The following is a 24,359-nucleotide window of genomic DNA, read 5'->3' on the forward strand; positions in this document are numbered from 1 at the left end:
TTTATTGTATAATCCCCCTACATTTTAATCAGGAGAATTATGCTATGGGTAAATATATCGAACTCACTAAAGAAAATTTTGATGCGACTACCAAGCAAGGTGTTGCTGTTGTTGATTTTTGGGCGCCTTGGTGTGGGCCTTGCAGAATGCTAGCGCCTGTGATCGATGAACTCGCTCAAGATTATGAGGGCAAGGTCGCTATTTGTAAGGTCAATACCGATGAGCAAGATGAACTCTCTGCTCAATTTGGTATCCGCAGTATCCCCACTATTTTATTCATGAAAAATGGCGAGGTTGTCGATCAAGTCGTCGGTGCGACCTCTAAGCAAGCACTCAAAGAAAAAATCGATTCCATCTCTTAATGCCCCTCTTGCCCCTAGCCACAATCGCTCGGGGCTTGATATACTCTCTATTTATCAACTCATATTATCATATTTATCAAATAAAAAAAATTATTGGAGGCTATTATGATCGATTTAGCAATTATTGGTGGTGGGCCAGCCGGGCTATCAGCAGGACTTTATGCAACAAGAGGTGGTATTAAAGATGTTGTATTGTTTGAAAAAGGAATGCCCGGTGGGCAGATAACAGGGAGTAGTGAAATCGAAAACTACCCTGGGGTCAAAGAAGTCTTGAGTGGGCTAGATTTTATGCAGCCTTGGCAAGAGCAGTGTTTTCGCTTTGGGCTCAAGCACGAGATGAGCGAAGTGAGTCAAGTCACTAAAGAAGGAAAAATCTTCACGATCCATACCAACGATGGCAAAGCAATGCAAGCTAGAAGCGTTATCTTAGCTACAGGTGGCCGCCCCAAAAGGACAGGCATCAAAGGCGAGAGCGAATTTTGGGGAAAAGGCGTGAGCACTTGCGCTACTTGCGATGGCTTTTTCTATAAAAATAAAGAAGTCGCTGTGCTTGGAGGCGGGGATACTGCGATTGAAGAGGCGATTTATCTGACAAAAATGTGTAAAAAAGTCTATCTGATCCATAGGAGAAATGAATTCAGAGCCGCACCCATCACGCTCAAACACGCCAAAGAAAACGAAAAAATCGAATTCCTTACCCCCTATGTGATCGAAGAAATCAAAGGGGATCAAAGCGGGGTCACTTCCCTTGCGGTCAAAAACACGCAAACTGACCAAAAAAGAGAGCTAGTTGTGCCAGGGATTTTTATCTTTGTGGGCTATGATGTCAATAATGGCATTATCAAGCAAAATGATGGTAGTATGCTGTGTGCGTGCGATGAGTTTGGCTCTGTGATTGTAGATCTCTCGATGAAAACCAATGTAGAGGGATTTTTTGCTGCGGGCGATATTCGTATCAAAGCCCCCAAGCAAGTCGTTTGTGCTGCAGGTGATGGTGCGAGTGCGGCTTTAGAAGCGATTGCTTATTTAGACTCACATTGATTGGAGGGATCGGATTTGAAAATAGGAGTTTTTGGAGCTAGTGGCCGTATCGGTAGGCTGGTGATTGAAGAAATATCCAAAAGTCAAGAATACACACTCGGGAGTATCTTTGTCCGCAAGGAGCTTGACTTTTTGCCCCCTGATGGGACTTGTGTTACTAATGATTTGCAAAGTTTCTTGCAAAATTGCGAGCTTGTCATCGACTTTTCTCTCCCCCAAGCGACCCATACCCTCTTAAAAGCTGCTATGAAAACGCCCGTTGCCCTTGTTTGTGGAACGACAGGATTAGATGGGGCGACTTTTGAGCTCTTAAAAAAACTATCAGAAAAAGCCCCTATCTTGTATGCAACCAATATGTCTAAAGGCGTGGCCATGCTAGATAAAGTCATCTCTTTGGTCGCAAAAGGACTCAAAGATGCTGATATTGAAATATCAGAAATCCACCACCGATACAAAAAGGACGCCCCCAGTGGGACAGCGCTCTCTTTAGGCAAGACTTGTGCAGAGGCTAGAGGACTCGATCTCAATCAAGTGAGAGTATCAAGCAGAGATGGAAATATCGGACAAAGGACACACGATGAAATCGCTATCATGAGTCTTCGTGGGGGAGATGTCGCAGGCAGACACACGATCGGATTTTATCTCGATGGTGAATACCTAGAATTCACACACAACGCAACCTCACGCCTTACCTTTGCCAAAGGTGCCCTAGAAGCTGCTCGATGGCTCATGGGACAAAAAAATGGGCTTTATAGTATCAATGATATGTTTAAAGATCTCTAAAGTCTATTTTTCTTGGGCTTTTTTATCCAAATCACTCAAAAGATTTTCACCCTTTGCAAAGCTATCCCTCTCAAACTCCGTAAAACTAATATAAACACTCGCTTGAGGCTTAGAAGCCACTCTCCAGAGAGAATCTGAAATATCTTTAGCAATCTCTCGTTTCTGCTCTGCAGTCAGCTTGCCCCCAACTTTCACATCTACATATGGCATTGACACTCCTTTACCAGCTAAATCCCCCACCGAGTTTGACACTCAGATAACTTGGGACTTTATAATCGCCCATAGCGACTAATTTTGTATTTGATTGGACAGCAATATCCAAAAAGCCTAAAATATTGATCCCACCTGTGAATATAACCCCCTCCCCAACAAGACTTTTAAGATCATACATCGAACCAAGTCGTATATCAAAATATTTCAAATCAACCATCACGCCCCCACCAATCATTTGATTTTGCGGGGAGAGATATGAGAGCGTGTGATTGGGCTTGAGATCAGCATCTAGCGCAAAAGAAAGCACCTTCCATTCATAAGAAAGCCCCGCACGTATTTGAGAGTTGAGAGTAATCTTTTGGTTATCATTGACCTTTAAGATGGGTTCATTGATGTCCTTGCCTACGATTCCAAGAGAGAAGCCTTGATAATTATACAAAAAACCAAAATCAATGCCAAAAGTCTGCTGTTTGGGGGTGTTTTGGAGATCCATACCCCCAAAAGCATTAGAAATTTCATTGAAAGAGCCCGATTTATCGACCTTATAGCCCATAGCAAAGATATATTTAGCACCCAATCCGATACTGAAATTCCCTATAGGGGTCGAAAACGCCTGCCCATAGCCCACAGGCACTTCACCGATCACGATACCTGTCCCGTGTATTTGATGTTTAGCACTATCACTAAATATCGAGAGATTTTCATAGCTGTCTTTATCAGAGCCACTCAGTGTGATGGAGTTATCACTGATACTCACGCCCACATAATTGCCATCAGCATCAAAAATAATTTGGTTGTGCGTGCGATCAAAGGTCGCGCTCGCTGAAGCAAACGCACTACCAAACACACCAAACGCTATCGCCCCACGCCCATCAGGACCATTCCCGCCAATCTGAAACACCAATCCATTTTGCGTGTTTATATCCAGATTATTTGTCTGCATTGTGTTTTGGATAGTATAGACATCTTGTATGAAGCGATTGATTTGAGGGTCATCGCCCTTAGAAAGACTGACCCCACCAATCAATTTCAAAAAATCTCCCAATCCAAAAGAAGAATCACTCGTCTTTACCAACAAATCAGCAATCCCACTGAGCTGGCTGGGCTCTAAATTTTGAATAATATTTTTGAATATCCCCACATCTCCGCCTGTCTTATCCACAGCTTCTAGTGTGCTAGTTTTGATATTTTCAAAGGCCTTTTGCCCTTGAGCATTTAGGCTATCACCTGTTATCAATGCCCCTTTGAAAGCCTTGCTTGCCTCCTCAAGGCTTGAAGCACTCTCCACAGCATTGACCTGCTCTAAAGTCCCACCACTAGCAACAAGCACTTCCTTCATATAGTTTTGGATATCTGTCGTGGTATTCAGACCAGAAACACTCCCAAAATGGATATTTTTAAGCACATCACCAAACACCCCGCTCATATCAAGGCTGCTCGCAGCGACTGCCCCTACCATCGACGCCCCCGTGATCGATGTTCCCACTATTGATGTTCCCACTATGGACGCTCCCGTGATCGAGAGCCCCGAAAAACTACCCTTATCTGTAAAAGATGTAGAAATTTTATGGGGCATATTTTGCAAATTATTATAATCCACGCTTGCTAGGGACAAAAGATTTTTTTCTCTGATACTAGCCCCAAAACTATAAGCAACTCTTGATTTTTTATCCATACCCAACAACGCTGGGTTGTAGTATAGCGCCCATTGAGAATTCCTCAAGGCCACGCCTGCACCACCCATACTTGCTGAAATATTCCCCATTCCACCAAACTCTAAGGCTTCAAGACCACTGCTGAGTAGCGATCCGATCAAGACAGCTTGAGAGATTCTTTTCATAGCGATTCCTTATGCGATGATGATAACTTCTTCTTCAAGAGCGACTCCATAAGCCTCTAACACGCGTTGTTTGCCTAGATTTATCAAAGATATGGCGTCTTCAAAGCTCCCTTTACCTAGATTAACCAAAAAATTTGCGTGCTCTTGGGCAAATCCTATCCCTCCTATGCGATAGCCCCTTAACCCCACGCCCTCAAGTAACCTCCCTGCAAAATCCCCTATAGGATTTTTGAAGCAACTCCCGCAACTTGGTCTTTTAGGGTGGCTTGAGCGCATGGAGTCAAAAATTTCTAATAGATTATATCTAAAACCTACAATCTTTTTGAATCGTGCAGCAAAAATCACCCCTTTGATCGCACTACTGCGATACCCCATACCCAAGTCCTCTGCCCTCTCCCACACGCCATCAACGCACACAGAATCTAAGACATTTTTTATCTCATATTCCTTCATACCCGCGTTCATTTTCACAAGCCCTCCCAAGCTCCCAGGCAAAGCACGCAAAAACTCCAACCCCCAAAGATTGGTATCTCTAAAATACCGATAAAGCTTTTGAGCGCTCACTTGTCCCCCCACTTCGATGAGCTCTCCTAAATCTTGGATATAATCATATTTTGTATCCAAAACACCAATATTGCGAGCAGTCGGAGCGACCAAAAGATTATTCGCATGGCCAATGACTTGTATCCCCAAAGCACTGCTTACATCACTAATCACTCTCACAGGCACCTCTGCACCGACTCTAATACTTGAATATTTAGCAAAATCAATTGTTTGGATCACAGCACAAACTTTGGTATGAGATTGATGAGCATTGTTGTGTAGTCCAAAAGCATATTGAGCATCCAAGGCATTGTCAAGATAACCACACCAATCACAGCCAAAATCTTAGGGACAAACGATAGAGTCATTTCATTGATTTGGGTTGTGGCCTGAAAAATACTCACCAAAAGCCCCACAATCAGTCCAGCTAAAAGTATCGGTAAAGAAATAATCAAAGTGATTTTATAAGTTTCTATCGCCAATCCCATCAACTGCGATTCCATCAGCTTGCCTCCTAAAAATTACTCGGATTATATCGCATTTTAAGGCAAAAAACTTTTATTTTAAGCTTTTATGTGTATCATTTTATAGGAGCAAACTTGGGCTCTATATCTCTATCTAAAAGAGCCCAGAGCAAGTATTTAGCACATCTTTAGAATTAAGGAATATGATGGGAAGAACAACAGCAGAGGTGCTTGAAACAATAGCCCAAAAAAGAAATGAAAAAATTGCCAAACTAGGCTTTAGCTTCAATCACCCCCTGCCTACCCAAAGACAAACACCCCTGATTCCCCCCCATCACGCCCCACACTCGCCTTTAATGATTGCTGAAGTCAAACGCGCCTCACCCTCAGCAGGGCTGATTGATACAATCCCTGATGTCTGCGAGCTAGCTAGAAAATACATCGCGCAAGGGGCAAATGTGATTTCAGTTCTCACTGAAGAAGACCATTTCAAGGGCAGTCTTTCAGATTTGATGGCTATCAAAAATACTTTTCCAAACATCAGTGTTTTGCGCAAAGACTTTATCCAGCACCCCGAAGAAATCGAGATTTCTTACCGAGCAGGGGCTGATCTTGTGCTATTGATTGTGGCTATGTTTTTGGGTGATAGAAAAAAAGAAGCTGATTTTGCTGCTATCTTATCAGAGTGCAAAAAATACGCACTCACGCCCCTCATTGAAATCCATAATGAGCAAGAAATTCAATTTGCCCTTGCTTTTAACCCCGAAATTTTAGGGATAAATTCTAGAAATTTACACGATTTTACGATCGATAAAAATAAGGCCTTGTATCTAAAAAGCAAAATCCCTGCTTCTGTCAAAACAATCTTTGAATCAGGGATCCAATCGAGCTTTGATGGCTATCTTGCAGGGACATTTGGCTTTGATGGAATGCTATGTGGGAGCTATTTAGTCAAATCCCAAGATACAAAAGACAATCTCGCACATCTCATCAAAGCCTATACCAAGGGCAAGCAACTCCAAAATCCCTTCTACCAAAAAGTCTTTGACTCTATCTACACAAGCCCTGTCCCCTTGGTAAAAATATGTGGTATCACCGATCTTGATGACGCGTTCAATGCCGCAGAAGCAGGGGCAGATATGCTGGGCTTTATCCTCACAAAGCAGAGCCCTAGGTATTGTGCAACTTCAAATGTCAAGCTGATGAGCAAAGCAATTACAAGAATCTACCCCCATATCCTCAAAGTAGGCGTGATCACAGAATCAAAAGATGAATTTATCTTAGCAAGAGAGCTTTTCAAAGAGGGCATGATTGATTGTATCCAGCTCCACTCTTATAACCCCACTACTCCGAATTTTTACGCATCTTATGACCTCAAAGAGGCTGATTTTAATTTCTATGCTTGTGTGAATTTTGACTCGCCCAAAGACTACCCCACCCATAGCCCCTCTCCTTTTGTGCTCTTAGACTCTAAATCAAGCGCACAAGGAGGGAGTGGCAAAAGTATTGCAATATCTGCTCTCCTTGAGCTCAAGGCAATGGGGAAGGATCTTTTTATCGCAGGAGGTGTGGGGCTAGATAATCTTGATACACTCCTTGGGCTCAAGCCTAAAATGCTTGATATCAATTCAAAAATAGAGCTCAGTGTCGGCAAAAAGGATAAAATCAAACTCCAAACAATCATCAAAACAATCAAAACCCCTCGCTAAAGGGCTTATCTCAAGGAGATCATTATGAAAAAAATACCACTCAAATCCCACCATCAATTTTTTGGTGATAGGACAACGGGCTATTTTGGAGGTCAATACATACCTGAAATTCTGCGCCCTGCACTCTTAGAGCTAGAAGAGGCCTATAAACATATTTTCCCCTCCAAGCCCTATCAAAAAGAGCTTCAAGAGCTATCCAAACACTTCATCTCTCGCCCCACGCCCCTCATATACGCCCAAAATGTTTCAAAAATCTTAGGCAATGAGATTTATCTGAAATTTGAAGGCCTAGCAAACACAGGCGCACACAAGATCAATAACGCCCTAGGTCAAGTCTTGCTAGCTAAAAAAATGGGTAAAAAGCATATCATCGCAGAAACAGGCGCAGGACAGCACGGACTAGCCGTAGCAGCTTGTTGCGCAAAGCTCGGTCTAGCGTGTGAAATCTATATGGGCGCTATCGATGCCAATCGCCAACGCCCCAATGTATTCAACATAGAGCTTTTTGGAGCCAAGCTCATCAGCGTATCCTCAGGCTCTCAGACACTCAAAGACGCTGTCAATGAAACCTTGCGCGTATGGAGCAAACGCAGTCAAGATACCTTTTATGTCCTAGGGAGTGCGTTGGGTCCTTATCCTTATCCTGACTTAGTCAGAGATCTCCAAAGCGTGATTGGCAGGGAGGTTAAAAGGCAGTGCAAAGAATATTTTCAAGGGCTTCCTGATTATCTTGTCGCTTGCGTGGGTGGAGGGAGCAATGCCATAGGATTTTTTAGGGATTTTATCCAAGAAGAGAGTGTCAAACTCATTGGTGTTGAAGCAGGCGGGATTGGAGAGGCAATGGGAGAAAATGCTGCGAGAATGGATAAAAAAAGCACCTCAAGTGTAGGCATTGCCCAAGGTTATAAAAGCATTTTTTTGCAAGATACCCACGGGCAGCTATCCCCCACGCACTCCATCAGCGCAGGGCTTGATTACGCAGGCATAGGCCCTCAACTCGCATTTTTAGGCACGATAGGGCGTATCCAATTTTTAAGCGCTCAAGACAAAGAAGCCCTCTATGCCTTGCAATTTTTTGCTAAAAACGAGGGGATTATCCCTGCTTTGGAGTCTTCTCACGCTCTTGCTGGGGTCATCAAAATCTGTGAAAAAGTCAAAAATAAAAAAATCATTGCCAATGTTTCAGGGCGCGGGGACAAAGATATTTTCATCACAGCAAAGGCGCTCAAACCCACAGAGTGGAGGCTTTTCTTAGAAGAAGAAATTGAGCGCATCAAAGGAGTCTAAATGAAAAAAATACCACTCATGGGGCATATTATCGCAGGCTATCCCAGCAAAATATCGAGCATAGAAGCAGGGCTTGGGATCTGTGATGGAGGGGCCAGCTTTTTGGAAGTACAATTCCCGTTTTCTGACCCCAATGCCGATGGTCCGATTATCGAAAATGCCTGTAATATTGCCTTGCAAAATGGCTTCATACCAACTGATGGCTTTGAAATCACTGCCACACTTGCTGCAAAAACAGATACGAAAATCATCATTGTCACCTATGCAAACATTATCTTTACCTATGGAGTAGAAAAATTTATCCAAAAAGCCAAGGCGTGCGGCGTTTATGGGCTGATTGTTCCGGATTTGCCTTTTGAGAGTGATGAGGGGTTGCGTGCGTTTGCAAAATCTTATGGGCTCTATATCATCGAGCTCATCACCCCCCATATGCAAGCTGAGCGTATCAAAAAGCTCTCAAGCACCCCAAGTGATCTGCTCTATGTTGTCGCTAGAAGTGGCACAACAGGGAGTGAAACGCAAATTCAAGCTCCCTTGTTTGAGTGGATTGATTTTGTCAGACACCATACGCAAAAAAAGCTCGCCCTAGGCTTTGGTATCCGTTCTCACGCACAAATACAAGCCCTAAAAGACAAGGCAGATATTTTAGTGATCGGGAGCTATTTTGTAGAAACAATCACAGCCACCCCTCCTCATACCTCATTGCGTCAATCACTCAAAAATTGCGTCCTAGAGCTTTTTGCTTAGTTTGATACCCCTATGAGCTTGACTCACTAGTGATTGTAGGCTTGAGATTTGCCCTTTATCGCCCTTTTGATGTCTTTTTTGCTCTTTGATGTCTTTTGCCCCTTTTGCTTTTATCGCCCAACACAAGCTTGATTTCTAGGCAAAATCAAACGACAAACAAGATTGCAAGTAAGATTGATACACACAAACACCGATTGCCCCAATCCTTGCAAGCCCTGATACTCAAAATCAAAGGCTCATGATTTTAAGAAAAGTTTTTTAAAAATGCCTTCAGATTTCTGGCCGCTTGACGGATACGTTTTTCGTTTTCAATCAAAGCAATCCGCACATACCCCTCACCGTGCTCGCCAAAGCCTACCCCAGGGCTTAGGGCAATTTTGGCTTCTTCTAGCAATCGTTTAGAAAATTCCAAACTCCCCAAATGCTCCACGCAAGGGGGGATTTTCGCCCAGATAAACATACTTGCTTGAGGCTTTTGCATTTCCCAACCAGCAGCTTTGAAACTTTTTATCAAGACTTCCATACGCTTTTCATATTTGTCCCTGATAGCCTCAACACACTCTTGAGGGCCATCAAGCGCGATAGTTGCAGCTATTTGCATTGGAGTATAGATCCCATAATCAATCCAACTTTTGATCTTCTGGAGGGCTGCGATCATTTTTTGATTCCCCACGACAAAGCCTATCCGCCAGCCTGCCATATTATAGCTCTTAGAGAGTGTGTAGGTTTCGACAGCAACATCTTTTGCCCCCTCGATCTCTAGGATACTTGGAGCCTTATAGCCATCAAAACACAAATCTGCATAAGCAATATCACTGATGATATAAAATCTCTCTTGTCTTGCTAGGGCTACCAATCGCTCATAAAAGCTTTTATAAACAATCGTGGTTGTGGGGTTATGGGGGAAATTGACAACCACAAATTTTGGCTTAGGCATTGCCTCTTTGAGTATGCGCGAGAGATTTTGAAAAAAATGGTCTTCATCAAGCTCTAAATGCTGATTCCATCGGATACCAAAGCGAGAAACATTAGCACCATTGAGGATAAAAGCATAATAATGGATAGGATAAGCTGGCTCAGGGACAACTGCATTATCCCCAGGGTTTGTGATAGCTTGCACTAGATGGACATAACCCTCCTTACTCCCCATACTCACGCACACTTCTGTATTGGGGTCTAAGCTGACATTGTATTTTCTCTGATACCAATGGCAAATCCCTAAGCGCAGCTTGTAAATCCCCTTGCTCGCAGAATAGCCGTGATTTTTTGGCTTTTGCACACTTTCACAAAGCTTTTTGATGATATGCTCGGGAGTGGGACCATCAGGATTCCCCATACTCAAATCAATCACATCTTCATTGCGTTGCCTCATATCTAGCTTGATTTCATTGATAAGGGCAAAAACATACTTGGGCAAACGCTTGATTTTTTCAAATTCAATCTCATCAAACATCACACAACCTTATTATTCAAATTCTTGAAACTCTACTTGGATACCATTTTTTATTATAGCAGGATTCCTAATATCACTCACCATAATAAATCGTATCCCATTTAAAATACTGAAAGTAATTTTGCTGCTTGGTGTGTTTTGAGAGATGAGATTGATGATCTGGAGATTTTTGTCATACAGCACGATTCTAGGGCGCCAATAAGGTGTTTTGGCCGTGATGGTGATATTCCCACTCCCTGTAATGCCAAACCAATACTCACCACTCACCTCTGTGACTTCTATGGGCTCTGTAGATGGGGCGATCTCTCTGGCATTAGCGAGTTTGGGCTCTGTGAGTTCGATATCATATTCCCAATCAAACAAAGAATTTCTCTTGATATCAGTGAATAAATACCCGCGTTTGGCTAGTTCGCTGATAATAATACCAGGGTCTAGGGCGTGTTCTGTTGCAAAGCTAAAAGTAATCTTTGCGATATTGTCAGCATATTGCGCACGCGAAACGACAAAATAAGAATACCCCATTGAAGAGAGTGCACTATTGATACTGCGCGTCAGAAAAATCGGCGTGGTCTGGGATACAAAAGTGATAGCTAGTTCGCTGGGTTCATCAAACTTGAGCGTGAGTAATCCATTGTCTTTGAGCGTGGTGACAAGCTTTTGGATATCAATCCTGCCATCTGTATAAAAACTCTCCTTGTCTTTGAAAATGCGTTCGATAAAATTTTTATTGAGCTGATAAGCATTGATACCGATGAGATTTTGTATCTTTTCATCTAATGCATCTGCAAACAAAGCGATCCAAAAAAGGCAAGAAAAAATGATTATTCTAAAGATCATTATCTTGACTGCTGTTAGAATCGTTGTCTAAAGGGGGATTTTGAGTGCCCTCTTGAGTGGGGCTTGGCTCGTTGTCTTGACCGCTGAGCTTGAGGTATTGGGCATATCGGATTTGTTTCAAGCCATCTTTGGGCGTATAGAGAAATCGCATGGGATAGGACTTGTGGTATTCTTTGATCCCCCCATCAGTCTGCAATGAGAGCTCGCCGTGTCCAAAAGAAATCAACAAACGATGGTCTTTTGCTTCGATAGAATATTCTGAATCGACAATAGTCTGGATTTTGCTCTTATCATCAAGGTCAATGATTTCAATCCAAAGGCTCTGATGGGGGATCACTCGGATTTCTTCTGCATTGTATTGATTTTGTGTATTTTTGATATGAGTGGGCGATTCTTTAGGCAAGCTAGAAGCAATAGACTCTGAGGCTTGAGGTTCTTGGGGCTTTTGTGTGACCTCTGTCTGCGTAGTGGGTGCTTTGGGAGCTTGGGGCTCTGGGGCTTGCGGATTTTTAGAATCTTGCGGGCTTTGAGGGCTTTGAGAGTTTTGAGAATCTGGGGGCGTAGAGGGCGAGATTTGAGTGGGATTATCAAGGGCTTCTTGAGGGCTTGGAGCACTAGGGGACTGCGTGCTGACAAAAATACTTTTATAGATAAAATACACGCCCAAAAGCACTAATACCACCACCACAGAAACATAAAAACGTTTTTTGGATATGGATTGCTTTTTCCTCAGCGCTGCAAATGTATCCCTGTGCCCTTGCGTGTCTAAATCAAGATTATTGATCGGGTATTCACTAGCAAGATTGGGGGTAGCTAGTGGGTGAACTTGGCTTAGGGTTTCTTTATCATATTCTTCAAGCCACCCACTCAAATCAACCTTATACTCCCTCTCAATGATACTCAAAAATCCGACCACACGGACTCTCTGGAGGTTTGAAAATCTTTTTTCAAGAATATCTTCGATCTTGACTGCAGAAATCTTGGTGGCTTTGCTGATCTCTTTGACACCAATTTTTTTGAGTATCTCTAATGCTGATTCCATATTAACACATCCTGTTGATTAAAATACCTGCTGCCACGCTCACATTTAAAGAATTGAAATCTTTTTTCATTTTGATAGCGACTATTGTATCAAGTCTTGATAAGATTTTCTTACTCAAGCCCAAGCCCTCATTACCCAAAAACAAAGCCCATTTATCCTTTTGTCCTATCCCGCAGACATCTCCACCCGAGCTATCAGCACCATAGCAGAAAATTCCCTCATTTTTCAATTCGTTGATTATATCTAAGATATTTTTACCAACACAAAATGGCATATCAAACACAGCCCCCACACTCGCACGCACAATCCCCTCAAGAGGGGGATTTTCACTCATTGCCAACACAATAGCTTCCACACCCAAACAATACGCACTCCTAAAAATCGCACCAATATTCCCCACATCTGTGATCCCACAAAGCACTAAGATTTTATGGTGTTTTTTGATATCGTTGATACTCAAAGGGAGTGGGGGAGTGATTTGGGCTAAAAAGCCTTGATGGTTCCCTCCTCTTGCCATGGCTTGTGCCTTTTTGGTATCTGTGCGTAAAATCTGCACACGACTCCTAGCGATACTGGCAAATACTTTAGGGTCAATTTCTTTAGCCAAATAGATAGTTTGGAGATATTGGGGGTGTCTGGCTAAAAGATGTAGCACAACTTGCTTCCCATAGACTATCATAAAAGCTCTTTTTTAGAGATTTGCTCATAGAGATTTTTAGTGGGAATATCTTGGAGTTTGGAGAGGAGCTTGGCTTTGATTTTGGGCGGGAGATCCATCTGTGTGATTTGGGTGGCTGAGAGTGTGCGTTCAGGCTTTTGGGTGCCTAAAAGCACTAATACCCACTCTCCGTTTGTGTTGCTTGATTGGATCTGTGTATAGACTTCTTTGGCACTGCCGATAAAATATTTTTGGTGCATTTTAGTCATTTCTTTGATAGCAAAAATCTGCATATCACCTGCTAGCTTGGCAATATTTTCTAAGGTATCTATAATGCGATGGGGGCTTTCATACACGATAATAGGGATTTTTTGATCCAAAAAGGCAGCGCTTGTGAGGAGATTAGAAAGACGCGTGATTTTTTCTTTTTGCTTATGGGGCAAAAACCCTGCAAACAAAAATCCATCTGATTCAAACCCGCTCGCACAATACGCCCCCACGCACGCACTCCCACCGGGCAAAATATCATAAGCGATATTGTTTTGGATCGCATAAGCGACCAAAGCAGCCCCCGGATCGCTCACACAAGGCATTCCCGCGTCGCTCATATAAACAACATTGCGTTCAAATAGCTCTGCAGAAAGATTAGAAATATATTTTGCTTGATTGTGTGAATGGAAAGATACCATTTCTTTTGTCTGAGAAATCTTGGGGAAATGCTGGTGGATCATGGGGTTTTTAGCGAGCAAAGCAAGGAGTTTTTTGCTCACTCTGACATCTTCGCATAATAAAACATCTGCTTGCTCCAAGGCTCTAAGACTTCGGAGAGTGATGTCATCAAGATTCCCCATAGGAGTGGGCAGCAAAGTCAGCACGGCATTATTTGAGGTTGTATTTTTGCTTAAATTTCTCTACTCTACCTGCAGCATCAGCGATTTTATCACTACCGGTATAAAATGGGTGGCAAAAGCTAGATATATCAATCCTGAGCTCACTTTTTGTGCTTAAAACCTCGATTTCTTTCCCGCTAGTCACGCAAGTTACCTTGCAAGGGATATATTGTGGGTGGATACCTTTTTTCATTTTTGATTCCTTTTGGTTTGATTCCTATATTTTGAACGCCCACGCCATTTGTAATTTTGTAATATTGCAAGCGCATAAATTAAACTTGCGATTTTAGCTAAAAATTGCTTAGTTTTTATTAAAACAGCCAAGATAAGAGCAAATTTACTCGACTCTTTCATTAAAGTCTGGCGTCTAGGAGCTTTTGCGTATAGGGATTTTGAGGTGAAGTAAACACATCGCCCACTCTGCCTTGCTCGACCACCTTGCCTGCGCAAAGCACTAGCACACGATCACACACAGCCTCAATCACATCAAGGTCATGACTAATAAACAAATAGCTCAAGCCCAACTGCTCTTGAAGGCTCAATAGCAGTTCAATGATAGTCTTTTGCATACTTTTATCCAAAGCTGAAGTGGGTTCATCTAAAATGATGATTTTGGGCTTGAGTGCAATAGCCCTAGCGATAGCCACGCGTTGGCGCTGGCCACCACTGAGCTCAAAAGGATACGCATCAACAAGAGCCCTCTCAAGCCGCACAGAATCTAAAATTGCTTCAATCTGGGCGTCTTGCTTGGAGTGCTTTTGAAAATGGGCTAAAAGTCTTAGGGCTTCAAAGATAATATCCCGCACACGCATTCTAGGGTTGAGCGAGGCATAGGGGTCTTGGAAGACAATTTGAAGATCTTTGCGATAAGGCCTGAACTCCCTCTCACTCCAAGTATCCACACATTGACCCAAAAGCTCCATACTCCCTTGAGAAGCTATGAGTCGCAAAATCCCCATTGCAAGGCTGCTTTTGCCACTCCCTGATTCCCCGATAATCCCTAAAGTTTCTTGAGTATGTAAAACAAAATCCACCCCACTCAAAGCGAGCTTTTGTTCTGTCTTGAATAAGGACTTTTTGTGCTGATAGATAATACCAAAATCTCTCACTGCAAGGAGTTTTTGGGGCGTTGGCATTATGGTCTTTTTAGGCAAGTGTAAAGCTTCTAAAAGTATCTTGGTATAGCTATTTTTAGGCCGGCTCAAGACCCTAGAAACCTCACCACTCTCACACACTAAGCCAGATTTAAGCACACAAACCTTATGGGCAAAGCCTCTCACTGCTCCTAGATCATGGCTAATCAGCAAGATAGCCATTTGATTTTGCTCACTCAAAGTATAGAGCAACTCTAAAATCTGCTTTTGAATACTCGCGTCTAAGGCTGTTGTAGGCTCATCGCAAATCAAAAGCTTGGGGCGATTGATGATACCCATAGCGATAGCCACGCGTTGGCGCTGGCCACCACTGAGCTCAAAAGGATAGGATTTTTGGAGAGCTATAGGCAAGCCCACTTGAGTAAAGACTGCATCGAGTTTTTGATACATTGCCTTCTTGCTATCTTTGGTGCGATGTAAAATCAATGACTCTAAAACCTGCTTGCCTACTTGCTGGAGGGGGTTGAGGCTTGATAGGGGCTCTTGGGCGATATAGCTGATATCTTTTCCACGGATATTTTGGATTTTTTTAGCCCCAAGAGTGAGTAAATCCTCTCCCATAAACCAAATCTTCCCTCCATCAATACGCACAGAGGGCAAAAGCCTTAAAATCATCTGCGCAATGAAACTTTTGCCACTTCCTGACTCCCCCACTAGCCCAACTCGCTCACCTGAAGCAATATCAAATGTGATATTCTTGACACCAAAGCCCCCCTCAAAGCCACAATGCAAAGATTCAATGCGTAAAAGGGGCGATTTATCGGGTCTGGACATCAAAGGCATCGCGCACCCCCTCTCCGATAAATACCAACACTGCAAGCAGCAAACTCACAGCCAAAAAGCCCACAATCGCTAGATGGGGGCTAGAAAGATTGTTTTTGCCTTGATTCAAAAGCTCGCCCAAAGAAGCACTGCCTACAGGCATACCAAACCCCAAGAAATCCAAACTCACCAATGTCCCGATACTCCCTGCCATTATAAAAGGTATATAAGTGATCGTGGCTACAAGGGCATTAGGCAAAATATGACAAAATATAACCCGCAAATCCCCTGCTCCAAGTGCGCGCGAGGCTTTGACATAATCCATATTCCTCCCCCGCAAAAACTCCGTGCGCACCACCCCTGCTAGCCCCATCCAACTAAAAAGCAGCACTAAAGTCAATATCCACCAAAAACTAGGCGTGAGAAAACTCGAAATCACAATCAACAAAAAAAGTATCGGTATCCCACTCCAAATCTCTATCAAGCGCTGTCCCAAAAGATCAGCCAACCCTCCATAATACCCCTGCAAAGCCCCTGCACTCACTCCAATCACCACGCTAAAAGCGCTCAAAAATAGACCAAAAAGTATCGATATCCGATACCCATAAATCAAGCGCGCACTCACATCTCTGGCTTGGTCGTCTGTGCCTAGCCAATGCCTTTTGTCTGGGCTAGTGGGCGCTGGGGATGATAGGTCCATAATGATCGTATCATAGCTATAAGGGATCAAAGCAGGAACCACAAAGGCGTTTTTCAAAAGCCCCTTGACATAAGGATCATTGTAGTTTGCTTCTGTGGCAAAATCCCCTCCAAAGGTCGTTTCAGGGTAGCTTACAAATATAGGAAAATAAGCCTTGTGATCTTTATAGATAAATAATGGCTTGTCATTAGCGATAAACTCAGCCCCCAAAGACAGCACAAAAAGCAAGGTAAAAATCCATAGCGAATAAAACGCCCTCTTATTGGCACAAAACGCCCTCCATCTCATCGTAGCCAAAGATGGTTTTGAGGTGGGAGGCTTGTGTATGGGAGGTTTGGGTATGGGGAGTTTGTGTGTAGAGGGCGTGGAGTGTGGCTTGGAGGGGGATTGCAATATCGACTCCTTGTTTTTCTTGAGGATTTTACCCCAAAAGTCTAAATTACACCCACTGCAAACAAAGATACACCCCCCCTAGAAAAAAGGGGGGGGGGCAAAAAGCTAGAGGTAAAAAAGTTAGGGCAAAAGATGAGAAAAGATGAGAGGGCAAAATATAGAGAGCTAATGGGGATAGCTTATATTTTTAAGCACATCTCTTAAAACCTTGCACCCAATGTGATGAAATATTTTCTGCCCTCATAGCTAGAGTTCCAAAGATTGACAAGATTGTCTGAATCGCCCTTTTTGCCATAGGCATAATAATCAATAAAATTTGTATTCAAAATATTTTGAATCCCCAAACTCACACGAAAATTTTTATTGATACGATAATTCACTCCCAAATTAAACACATAATATGGCTTATACCATTGCGATAGATACTCCCCTAAGACCTTAGCGATTTCTTTTTGATTTTTGCCCGCATTACGCCATCTCTCTGATTTATAAACACCTTGCAGATAAATATCAGCCTTACCCAATAAATCATAATTGACACCGAGATTGACTTGATGGGCAGGGGTGTTTCCTACGGGGTTGCCTTTGTTTTTGCTTTCATTGGTGAGTTGTTCGCTATGGGTATAAGTGTAGTTAGCATTTAGACTAAAGCCATAGATGGGCTTGAGGGCAAATACCACTTCTGCACCTTGTGTATAAGCTTTACCGACATTGACATAAACACTACAGCCATTGCTCGTTTTGTCATGACCGACTACATAGGGGTTCTGGCAGTTTGGCGCTCCAAAGGCAAGATTTTTGCGATCGATTTTGCCTTGATAGTCATTACGAAAATAAGTCGCCCCCAAGCTCAAATATGAAAAATCCAACATCACGCCCCCCTCATAGCTCACAGAAGTTTCAGGCTTCAAATCAGGATTCCCCAAAAAAGGCGCACCCCCTTGTGCTCCAAAGCCAAAAGCCCCCGTAACTGTTTCGCTCAAATATGGCTGGCGATACCCCGTAGCCACGCCACCACGGAACTGCAGCCACTCTAGGGCATTATAGACCAAATACGCCTTGGGAGATAGGTTGTTACCAAACTGCTGGTCATAGGTATATCTCGCCCCTAAAGTCACAATCACATCATCTACAATCGTGCTTTCATTTTCTACATAAATGGCCGCTTGATTTTTGAGGCTATTGATACCTTTGGAATTAGCATAAGGGATATAGTTGGTATTGACTAATGTATGGTCTTTATTACAGCCTGCTTTAGTTGAATCATGACTCCAAGGATAGGGATTAGTCCCATAGGGGGCATCGTGGAAAGTCTGCAGCCAATACTGCGCCCCAAAAGTGATTGTATCAGCAAAATATTTGCTTGTATATACAGGGATAGCAGCTTGACTTTGTAAAATCATATCATTGCCCTTGATATCTCGATTTTCGTGCGAGGTATCTGTGAGCGATCGCTGATAGGGCACGACACGCCCAAGGTTTGTTGTGTTGTTGTATTGCAAGGTTGTTTTGGTCTGCCCCCAGTCATAAGTCCCCAAATGGGCGAGGACATAGTTGGTGCGATAAATGACATATTGCTTGGGTGAGGAGGTGAAATTACCCAACTGCTCTTTACTATTGTCATAATTCTGATAACCATTTGCGACATCAAAGTAAAAATAATTGGCCATATCCATCGCATAAGCAAGCCGCAAGCCTATGTTATAGATATTCCCCTCTGTGGGGTTCCCCACAAAGCCAGGTTCAGCAGTCTTTTTGACTCCGCTTGTATCTGTATAGCTAAATCTAATATCAGAAGCATTGCGATAAGTATAGTTCCCGCGCAGCTCCAAAGCTAGTTTGTCTTTGATGATAGGACCTGAAGTATAGAAATTCACGCCATAGTAATTACCAAATTGACTGCGTTCATTGACCGTGGTCTGGAATTCGATCGCATTATCCCATTTGCGCATATTAGGCTTTTTGACAATGATATTGACCACCCCACCTAGCGCATCACTCCCATAAAGTGTGCTCATTGGCCCTCGGATCACTTCAATGCGTTCGATCGCTAATCGCGTGGGCATGAATACATTGAGTGCGTGCGACCAGCCCCAATTGCGCGTGCCAACATCGCCGGCGACATTTTGACGCAAGCCATCGACAAGATAGAGTGTATAAGACGCTGAAAGTCCCCGAATAGAGATTTCATACCCGCCTGTTTTGCCCTGTGTTGTCCCGATATCAACACCGGGCACATTAAAGATCGCCTCAGCCAAATCGTGATAATCAACCTCTTGGAGGCTCTTTTCAGAGATGACAGAAATCGATGCGGGCGCATCTTTGATATCTTGGGCAAAGCCCGAGGCTGAAACAACGGATTTTTGCAGTTCATAGGTCTTTTCTTCTTGAGGTGGGGTATCATTCCCCCAGACAAGCAAAGGACATAAAAGCACTGAACTCAAGCAAATATATTGTTTGATTTTTTTCATCATAACCTTTCATTGATAATTTTTATTACAAGTAAGGTTATAATAATTATTATTAATTCTTTATAAAATGCGATTTATTTTTTATTTTTTCTAAAAATCAAGCCAAATTGATTTTATAGTTTATCTTAGTGGGGCTAGAATCATATGATTTTGTGCTCTAAGTAAAAGATTACTATCAAATCAAGCTATTAAAGGAATCCATCAGCTCAAGAGCTCAAAAAGCCCAAAAAAGGAGGAGGGATCAGAAAAGAGCAAAAATACCTTGAAATGAATCAGTCAAGGGGGATTGGTATGAAAGTTTTGTTATAATCAGACTCAATTTTATAAAAATAAGGTAAAAAATATGCAAAAAGATTTATTGCAAATTGGCTCAAAGACCTTCAGTTCTCGGCTCATTATAGGCAGTGGGAAATATAAAGACTTCGCTACAACCAAGCAAGCAGCGCTAGCTTCGGGGGCTCAGATGATTACGGTTGCTGTCAGGCGCGTCAATATCACAAACCCCAATGAAGAAAATCTCCTCGATTATTTCAAAGATACTTCGATTGAATTTTTACCCAATTCAGCAGGCTGCGTCAATGCGCAAGAGGCAATCACGCTTTTTTCGCTTGTGCGAGAGGCTGTGGGGATTGATTTTATCAAGCTTGAGATTATCGGCGATACGCAAAAGACGCTCTATCCTGATGTGATAGAAACAATCAAGGCCACAGAAGTCTTGGCTAAAGAGGGCTTTTGCGTGCTAGCATATTCTAATGATGATCCCATCATAGCTAAAAGACTCGAAGATGCAGGGGCTGCGGCTGTCATGCCCCTAGCAGCGCCTATTGGCAGTGGGCTAGGCATACAAAATCGTTATAATATCGCTTTTATCAAAGATGCTGTGCGTGTGCCTGTTATCGTTGATGCGGGCGTGGGCTGTGCTTCAGATGGGGCGATTGCTATGGAATTGGGGGCTGATGCACTCTTGAGTAATACAGCGATTGCAGCGGCCAAAGACCCTGTGATGATGGCTGAGGCGATGAAACACGCTGTGATAGCAGGCAGACAGAGCTTTTTAGCTGGCAGAATGGAAAAGAAAAGCTTTGCGAGTGCGAGCTCGCCAGTATTTGGTATGGCTAAGCTTTAAGGGGATCGGCTAACTCTAATGAAAGATGAGATATTTTTGACCCCATTAGGAAAGCAATTTGAGTTTGATGAGGGGGTGGCGAGTGTTTTTGATGATATGGCAATACGATCGATCCCCCACTACACAGAAACACTCCAACTTTGTGTAGACTTTGCCCTCCAAGCACTCGCACTAGGCGGGAAGGTCTATGATTTGGGCTGTTCAACGGGGAATTTCTTGCTAGAGTTGGCCTCACAGATAGACTGCACGCAAGTGGAGTTGGTGGGTGTGGATAACTCAGAGGCAATGATTGAGCGAGCGAGCTTGAAGGCAAGCGCTTATGGCAAAAAGATTGCATTTATCTGTGGGGATTTTTTAGAGATTGATTTGAGTGGGGCGTGCGTGATTGTAGCCCACTACACAATGCAGTTTGTCCGCCCTATCCAAAGGGCTATACTCCTTGATAAAATCTATCAAGCCCTAAAATCAGGCGGTATATTTCTCATGAGCGAGAAGATGACAAGCGCGGATAAAAGGCTAGATAAACAAATGATCGAACGCTACCATCGCTATAAACAAACTCAAGGCTACACGCAAAATGAAATCACTTCTAAGCGTGAAGCACTAGAAAATGTGCTAATCCCCTATAGTCTGCAAGAAAACTTTCAAATGCTCCATAATGCGGGGTTTGATAGTGTGGAGGTGCTGTTTAAATGGGTGAATTTTGGCACATTGATTGCCAGAAAAAGCTAAGCACAAGGGGCTAAAAGGGCTAAACTTGTATGCTCTCTATCATTTGAAGCCCAAAGCCACTGAGTGCGTTGTATTCACGGACATTGCTTGAAGTGATGAGCCTAAAATCTTTAACTTGGAGAAGCTTGAGGATTTGTGCGCCAATACCAAAGCTTTTGATGAGTTCGCCACTGCTAGAGGGGCTATTTGCGTGGTTGCTAGAGTGGTCATTGATAAATATCAAATATCCACCCTCTTGCTTGATTTTAGCAATAGAGCGCATTAAAAATTCATAGTTTTGCTGCTCGCTGAGGAGCTGATAATCACTCTTGATGGTATGGAAACGGATCAATGGAGTGGTTGAGCGGCCAAAACCAAAGGCAAAATGCTCTCTTTGGAGGTGATCTGCAAAAGTGATTTTGACACACGAGGTGGCTAAAAACTCGCTAGGAGTTTCACTCAAGATTTCAAGGAGCGTTTCATTTTGGAGTCGATACGAGATGAGATCAGAAACATAGAGAATCTTGAGATGGTGTTTTTGAGCAAACTCAATCAAGAATTTATCCCCACGCCTTGCCATCGAACCATCTGCTTTCATGATTTCACAAATCACGCTCACAGGCTTAAGACCTGCGAGCTTGCAAATATCTACACTCGCTTCTGTATGCCCTGTGCGCACAAGCACGCCACCATCTTTTGCTATCAGAGGGAATATATGCCCTGGGCGCACAAAGTCTTGGGGCGTGGTATTTGTATCACACATCAATTCAATCGTGCGGTGGCGCTCAAAGGCAGAAATACCTGTCTTGGCTTCTTTGGCGTCGATAGATACGGTAAATGCTGTTTCGTGGTTGGAGTTGTTGTTACTCACCATCGGGGGGAGGTCAAATTTTTGAGCAATTTCTTTTGTGATGGATACACAAATCAGCCCTCTAGCTTCTTGAGCCATGAAGTTGATTTTCTCAGGCGTTGAAAAAATCCCCGCCATCACCAAATCGCCCTCATTTTCCCTATCTTCATCATCCATAATAATAATCATTTCGCCATTTTTTATAGCCTTAATGGCTTCTCTTACGCGCTGCAAATGCATAAAATTCCTTAAATCAATGTATAGCCCAATTATAACATCAATCCCAAAGATTATAGAAAGCCTTTTGTGCTAGATTTTGGAAATAATGCCAAAAATAGCTAAAATGCAACAACAAAACTATACCAAAAGGTCGCCAAATGGCAGAAAAATCACTCAAAGGCTCAAGGTGATTGCCCCAAAAAAAGTAGGGCTTCAAGAGGCTCTGATACGCTCTTGTAAGGTGTATTATCAGTATTTAGCTCAAAATGAGTTGGGATTAGAAACAATCAAAATCCTAAGCTTGCAATTGACCCCAGAAGAACTCATCATCAACCTAGGGAGTCGGATCTATAATACAGAGAGTTTGATACTTGTCATCAAAGATGAAAAATACCCCATAGGAGAGGGGGAGCTGGAGCAAAAAAGCCTTGATGAAAAAAGGGGCGTGCTGTCTTTGGGTATCAGTGGAAAGCTATATACCAAACTCGTTGCAGCACAAGCAAAAGATATCACGCTCTATAGTGATTTAAAATTTTTAATCACACAAGTCGAGGAATATTTCAAGGGCTTTGATGGTAAGGGATTAGAGGATTTACAGATCTGTGATATACAGCCAACTACAAGCAATAACGATGGTGATGACCCCTCGAGTGCTTGCAGCAAGCTAGGAGGCAAGAGCCGTGCAAATATGGCAAAGGTTCTGCCTATAGTAACTTCGCACCTAGAGCAAAGAGCCCATATCAACGCAGAGCAGAAACAAGCGATAAAAAGTGTATTCACACATCGCTTCTGCTATATCTGGGGGCCTGCAGGGAGTGGGAAAACGCAAGTGGTGCTGTTTGAGTGCTTGCTGGCCTTGGTTGTATCCAAACAACGTGCGTGCGTGATTGCCCCGACTAATAACGCCCTCGAACAAGTCCTCAAAACACTCATCGGGCAATTTGACGCCTTAGGGCTTGGACGGGAGAAAATCTTGCGCTTGGGTATGCCTACAAGCAGCTTTTTAGAGAGCTATCCTGAAGTCTGTGAACCCCATATACTCAAAAAAGAAGAAAAAGAAAACACTCTAGGGCAAGCAGAACGTTTCAAAGAGGCGTTGGTGCTAGGTATGACAATGGACGGCTTTATCCGCAAATATCAAGGGCTGGGCGTAGAGATAGCGCATATATTCTTAGATGAATGCGCTTTCACTCCACTCATCAAGGCTTGTGCGCTATGGGCTACGGGAGTGGGAGTGAGCTTCTTGGGCGATCACAAGCAATTAGCGCCTATCTGTGAGATGGGTCAAGATGAAATATCAAAGGGCGAAAATGGCTATGCAAATCTCTGGGCTTTGAGTGCTCTGCATATACAAGAACTCTTGGAGAGCCCAAGTCTAGCACTGAGCGAGCCCATCTACCAAAAAGACGTCTATGCGCCTGCTAAACTCGCACCAATCATCAAGCTCACACAAACCCATCGCTATGGAGATAATCTCGCTCAAATACTTGACAAACATATCTATCGCAATGGCCTGAGCGGGCTGGGGGCACAGACAGAGCTGTATTATTTTGATATCAAAAATGGCGAGGTGAGAGGGCTAGTCAATACACAAGAAGCAAAGGGCGTGCAAAAAGTTTCACAAATGCTCTGGGATAGTCAATACGCAGTGATCACGCCATTTGTCAAACAGCGCTTAGAGCTCATCAAGCTAGGGATACACAAAGACCGAGTCTGGACAATCCATAGCTCCCAAGGGCAAGAGTGCGATACGGTGATATTCTCACCTGTGTGCTTGCACTATCATCTAACCAACTCAAGGAATATACGCGCGCTGCACGCACTCAATGTCGCTGTAAGCCGCATACGCAAAAGACTCATTATTGTATGTGATTATCAGTATTGGCAAGCCCAAAAGGGGCAGTTTATCACAAGCATATTAGAAGCTTGCAGACCTTTTGAGGGCAGCAAAATAGTGCCCATATAACGATACTTGCCCTTATCTGCCTTTAATCTATCCCCTTATTTGCCCCCCTATTATCCCCTTGCCCCACTTTAAAGACTGAAGCTGGGAAATAAAAATGGAGGGGGGATAAAAAATAAAAAGATAGCAAATAAAAAGCTA

General features: G+C 43.1%; 24 protein-coding genes. 10 read left to right on the plus strand and 14 right to left on the minus strand.

Annotated elements, in window-relative coordinates:
• Positions 1-44 precede the first annotated feature (44 nt).
• From trxA to dapB, 3 genes are all read left to right on the plus strand, one after another.
• Positions 45-362, plus strand: coding sequence for a thioredoxin (gene trxA, locus BKH46_RS01630; protein ID WP_095225092.1), 318 nt, complete (start codon positions 45-47; stop codon positions 360-362).
• Between the two features lie 105 nt (positions 363-467).
• On the plus strand, positions 468-1,403 hold the full coding sequence (trxB, locus tag BKH46_RS01635; protein ID WP_095225093.1) for a thioredoxin-disulfide reductase: 936 nt from the start codon (positions 468-470) through the stop codon (positions 1,401-1,403).
• Between the two features lie 15 nt (positions 1,404-1,418).
• A complete protein-coding gene (gene dapB / locus BKH46_RS01640; protein ID WP_095225094.1) occupies positions 1,419-2,186 on the plus strand; it encodes a 4-hydroxy-tetrahydrodipicolinate reductase in 768 nt (255 codons plus the stop codon).
• 3 nt (positions 2,187-2,189) lie between these two features.
• Here dapB and BKH46_RS01645 read toward each other — a convergent pair whose 3' ends face one another.
• From BKH46_RS01645 to fliQ, 4 genes are read right to left on the minus strand one after another with little or no spacing between them, the layout of a single operon-like run.
• Positions 2,190-2,396 carry a tautomerase family protein gene (locus BKH46_RS01645; RefSeq protein ID WP_095225095.1) on the minus strand — a complete coding sequence of 69 codons (207 nt, stop codon included), beginning with the start codon at positions 2,394-2,396 and terminating at the stop codon, positions 2,190-2,192.
• A 10-nt stretch (positions 2,397-2,406) separates the two neighbouring features.
• Positions 2,407-4,239, minus strand: coding sequence for a conjugal transfer protein TraF (gene traF / locus BKH46_RS01650; protein ID WP_095225096.1), 1,833 nt, complete (start codon positions 4,237-4,239; stop codon positions 2,407-2,409).
• A gap of 9 nt (positions 4,240-4,248) precedes the next feature.
• Positions 4,249-5,019, minus strand: coding sequence for a UDP-N-acetylmuramate dehydrogenase (locus BKH46_RS01655; protein ID WP_095225247.1), 771 nt, complete (start codon positions 5,017-5,019; stop codon positions 4,249-4,251).
• Positions 5,019-5,285 carry a flagellar biosynthesis protein FliQ gene (fliQ, locus tag BKH46_RS01660; protein WP_095225097.1) on the minus strand — a complete coding sequence of 89 codons (267 nt, stop codon included), beginning with the start codon at positions 5,283-5,285 and terminating at the stop codon, positions 5,019-5,021. The genes BKH46_RS01655 and fliQ overlap by 1 nt, the downstream gene beginning before the upstream one ends.
• A 167-nt stretch (positions 5,286-5,452) precedes the next feature.
• On the opposite strand from fliQ, the gene BKH46_RS01665 reads away from it, so the two are divergent.
• From BKH46_RS01665 to BKH46_RS09430, 4 genes are all read left to right on the plus strand, one after another.
• The gene (locus BKH46_RS01665; RefSeq protein ID WP_172402525.1) at positions 5,453-6,955 is read left to right on the plus strand and encodes a bifunctional indole-3-glycerol phosphate synthase/phosphoribosylanthranilate isomerase; all 1,503 of its coding nucleotides are present in this window, start codon (positions 5,453-5,455) and stop codon (positions 6,953-6,955) included.
• A 24-nt stretch (positions 6,956-6,979) separates the two neighbouring features.
• Positions 6,980-8,242 (plus strand): tryptophan synthase subunit beta, encoded by a 1,263-nt coding sequence (gene trpB / locus BKH46_RS01670; protein ID WP_095225099.1) that lies wholly within the window; start codon positions 6,980-6,982, stop codon positions 8,240-8,242.
• Complete coding sequence (gene trpA, locus BKH46_RS01675; RefSeq protein WP_095225100.1) at positions 8,243-8,989, plus strand: tryptophan synthase subunit alpha; 747 nt, start codon at positions 8,243-8,245, stop codon at positions 8,987-8,989. It abuts the gene before it with no gap.
• Positions 8,990-9,084: 95 nt separating this feature from the next.
• The gene (locus BKH46_RS09430; RefSeq protein WP_172402526.1) at positions 9,085-9,231 is read left to right on the plus strand and encodes a hypothetical protein; all 147 of its coding nucleotides are present in this window, start codon (positions 9,085-9,087) and stop codon (positions 9,229-9,231) included.
• 2 nt (positions 9,232-9,233) lie between these two features.
• Here the strand turns inward: BKH46_RS09430 and BKH46_RS01680 are convergent, their stop codons facing one another.
• From BKH46_RS01680 to BKH46_RS01720, 9 genes are all read right to left on the minus strand, one after another.
• Positions 9,234-10,442, minus strand: coding sequence for an LL-diaminopimelate aminotransferase (locus BKH46_RS01680; RefSeq protein ID WP_095225101.1), 1,209 nt, complete (start codon positions 10,440-10,442; stop codon positions 9,234-9,236).
• Between the two features lie 12 nt (positions 10,443-10,454).
• On the minus strand, positions 10,455-11,234 hold the full coding sequence (locus BKH46_RS01685; RefSeq protein WP_143428897.1) for a hypothetical protein: 780 nt from the start codon (positions 11,232-11,234) through the stop codon (positions 10,455-10,457).
• Between the two features lie 34 nt (positions 11,235-11,268).
• On the minus strand, positions 11,269-12,321 hold the full coding sequence (locus BKH46_RS01690; protein WP_095225103.1) for a hypothetical protein: 1,053 nt from the start codon (positions 12,319-12,321) through the stop codon (positions 11,269-11,271).
• A gap of 1 nt (position 12,322) precedes the next feature.
• A complete protein-coding gene (gene rlmB, locus BKH46_RS01695) occupies positions 12,323-13,000 on the minus strand; it encodes a 23S rRNA (guanosine(2251)-2'-O)-methyltransferase RlmB (protein WP_095225104.1) in 678 nt (225 codons plus the stop codon).
• Entirely contained in the window at positions 12,997-13,854 is an 858-nt protein-coding gene (gene rsmI / locus BKH46_RS01700) for a 16S rRNA (cytidine(1402)-2'-O)-methyltransferase (protein ID WP_095225105.1), read from the minus strand. The genes rlmB and rsmI overlap by 4 nt, the downstream gene beginning before the upstream one ends.
• Before the next feature lie 4 nt (positions 13,855-13,858).
• Positions 13,859-14,062, minus strand: a complete 204-nt coding sequence (rpmE, locus tag BKH46_RS01705) for a 50S ribosomal protein L31 (protein WP_095225106.1) — start codon at positions 14,060-14,062, stop codon at positions 13,859-13,861.
• 160 nt (positions 14,063-14,222) lie between these two features.
• Positions 14,223-15,806 (minus strand): dipeptide ABC transporter ATP-binding protein, encoded by a 1,584-nt coding sequence (locus BKH46_RS01710; protein ID WP_095225107.1) that lies wholly within the window; start codon positions 15,804-15,806, stop codon positions 14,223-14,225.
• A complete protein-coding gene (locus tag BKH46_RS01715) occupies positions 15,781-16,773 on the minus strand; it encodes an ABC transporter permease (RefSeq protein WP_095225248.1) in 993 nt (330 codons plus the stop codon). The genes BKH46_RS01710 and BKH46_RS01715 overlap by 26 nt, the downstream gene beginning before the upstream one ends.
• A gap of 305 nt (positions 16,774-17,078) precedes the next feature.
• Positions 17,079-19,349, minus strand: coding sequence for a TonB-dependent receptor (locus tag BKH46_RS01720; RefSeq protein WP_172402527.1), 2,271 nt, complete (start codon positions 19,347-19,349; stop codon positions 17,079-17,081).
• Between the two features lie 343 nt (positions 19,350-19,692).
• Between BKH46_RS01720 and BKH46_RS01725 the strand changes: the two genes are divergently transcribed.
• The gene (locus BKH46_RS01725; RefSeq protein WP_095225109.1) at positions 19,693-20,475 is read left to right on the plus strand and encodes a thiazole synthase; all 783 of its coding nucleotides are present in this window, start codon (positions 19,693-19,695) and stop codon (positions 20,473-20,475) included.
• Positions 20,476-20,493: 18 nt separating this feature from the next.
• Complete coding sequence (gene cmoA, locus BKH46_RS01730; protein ID WP_095225110.1) at positions 20,494-21,207, plus strand: carboxy-S-adenosyl-L-methionine synthase CmoA; 714 nt, start codon at positions 20,494-20,496, stop codon at positions 21,205-21,207.
• Between the two features lie 19 nt (positions 21,208-21,226).
• On the opposite strand, the gene BKH46_RS01735 is transcribed toward cmoA, so the two are convergent.
• Positions 21,227-22,276 carry a bifunctional 3,4-dihydroxy-2-butanone 4-phosphate synthase/GTP cyclohydrolase II gene (locus tag BKH46_RS01735; protein ID WP_095225111.1) on the minus strand — a complete coding sequence of 350 codons (1,050 nt, stop codon included), beginning with the start codon at positions 22,274-22,276 and terminating at the stop codon, positions 21,227-21,229.
• Between the two features lie 85 nt (positions 22,277-22,361).
• Here BKH46_RS01735 and BKH46_RS01740 point away from each other — a divergent pair, with 85 nt between their 5' ends.
• A complete protein-coding gene (locus BKH46_RS01740; RefSeq protein WP_095225112.1) occupies positions 22,362-24,221 on the plus strand; it encodes an AAA domain-containing protein in 1,860 nt (619 codons plus the stop codon).
• Positions 24,222-24,359: the final 138 nt, after the last annotated feature.

The organism is Helicobacter sp. 12S02634-8 (genome assembly GCF_002272865.1).
Taxonomy (GTDB): domain Bacteria; phylum Campylobacterota; class Campylobacteria; order Campylobacterales; family Helicobacteraceae; genus Helicobacter_J.

Excerpts from the sequence above, each read along its gene's own strand:
- BKH46_RS01710 (WP_095225107.1), bottom strand. The coding sequence starts at position 15,806 with ATGCCTTTGATGTCCAGACCCGATAAATCGCCCCTTTTACGCATTGAA.
- BKH46_RS01690 (WP_095225103.1), bottom strand. The coding sequence starts at position 12,321 with ATGGAATCAGCATTAGAGATACTCAAAAAAATTGGTGTCAAAGAGATC.
- cmoA (WP_095225110.1), top strand. The coding sequence starts at position 20,494 with ATGAAAGATGAGATATTTTTGACCCCATTAGGAAAGCAATTTGAGTTT.
- rlmB (WP_095225104.1), bottom strand. The coding sequence starts at position 13,000 with ATGATAGTCTATGGGAAGCAAGTTGTGCTACATCTTTTAGCCAGACAC.
- rpmE (WP_095225106.1), bottom strand. The coding sequence starts at position 14,062 with ATGAAAAAAGGTATCCACCCACAATATATCCCTTGCAAGGTAACTTGC.
- traF (WP_095225096.1), bottom strand. The coding sequence starts at position 4,239 with ATGAAAAGAATCTCTCAAGCTGTCTTGATCGGATCGCTACTCAGCAGT.
- BKH46_RS01740 (WP_095225112.1), top strand. The coding sequence starts at position 22,362 with ATGCCAAAAATAGCTAAAATGCAACAACAAAACTATACCAAAAGGTCG.
- BKH46_RS01680 (WP_095225101.1), bottom strand. The coding sequence starts at position 10,442 with ATGTTTGATGAGATTGAATTTGAAAAAATCAAGCGTTTGCCCAAGTAT.
- BKH46_RS01725 (WP_095225109.1), top strand. The coding sequence starts at position 19,693 with ATGCAAAAAGATTTATTGCAAATTGGCTCAAAGACCTTCAGTTCTCGG.
- BKH46_RS01645 (WP_095225095.1), bottom strand. The coding sequence starts at position 2,396 with ATGCCATATGTAGATGTGAAAGTTGGGGGCAAGCTGACTGCAGAGCAG.
- BKH46_RS01665 (WP_172402525.1), top strand. The coding sequence starts at position 5,453 with ATGGGAAGAACAACAGCAGAGGTGCTTGAAACAATAGCCCAAAAAAGA.
- trxA (WP_095225092.1), top strand. The coding sequence starts at position 45 with ATGGGTAAATATATCGAACTCACTAAAGAAAATTTTGATGCGACTACC.
- fliQ (WP_095225097.1), bottom strand. The coding sequence starts at position 5,285 with ATGGAATCGCAGTTGATGGGATTGGCGATAGAAACTTATAAAATCACT.
- trpA (WP_095225100.1), top strand. The coding sequence starts at position 8,243 with ATGAAAAAAATACCACTCATGGGGCATATTATCGCAGGCTATCCCAGC.
- BKH46_RS01735 (WP_095225111.1), bottom strand. The coding sequence starts at position 22,276 with ATGCATTTGCAGCGCGTAAGAGAAGCCATTAAGGCTATAAAAAATGGC.
- BKH46_RS01720 (WP_172402527.1), bottom strand. The coding sequence starts at position 19,349 with ATGAAAAAAATCAAACAATATATTTGCTTGAGTTCAGTGCTTTTATGT.
- BKH46_RS01715 (WP_095225248.1), bottom strand. The coding sequence starts at position 16,773 with ATGAGATGGAGGGCGTTTTGTGCCAATAAGAGGGCGTTTTATTCGCTA.
- trxB (WP_095225093.1), top strand. The coding sequence starts at position 468 with ATGATCGATTTAGCAATTATTGGTGGTGGGCCAGCCGGGCTATCAGCA.
- trpB (WP_095225099.1), top strand. The coding sequence starts at position 6,980 with ATGAAAAAAATACCACTCAAATCCCACCATCAATTTTTTGGTGATAGG.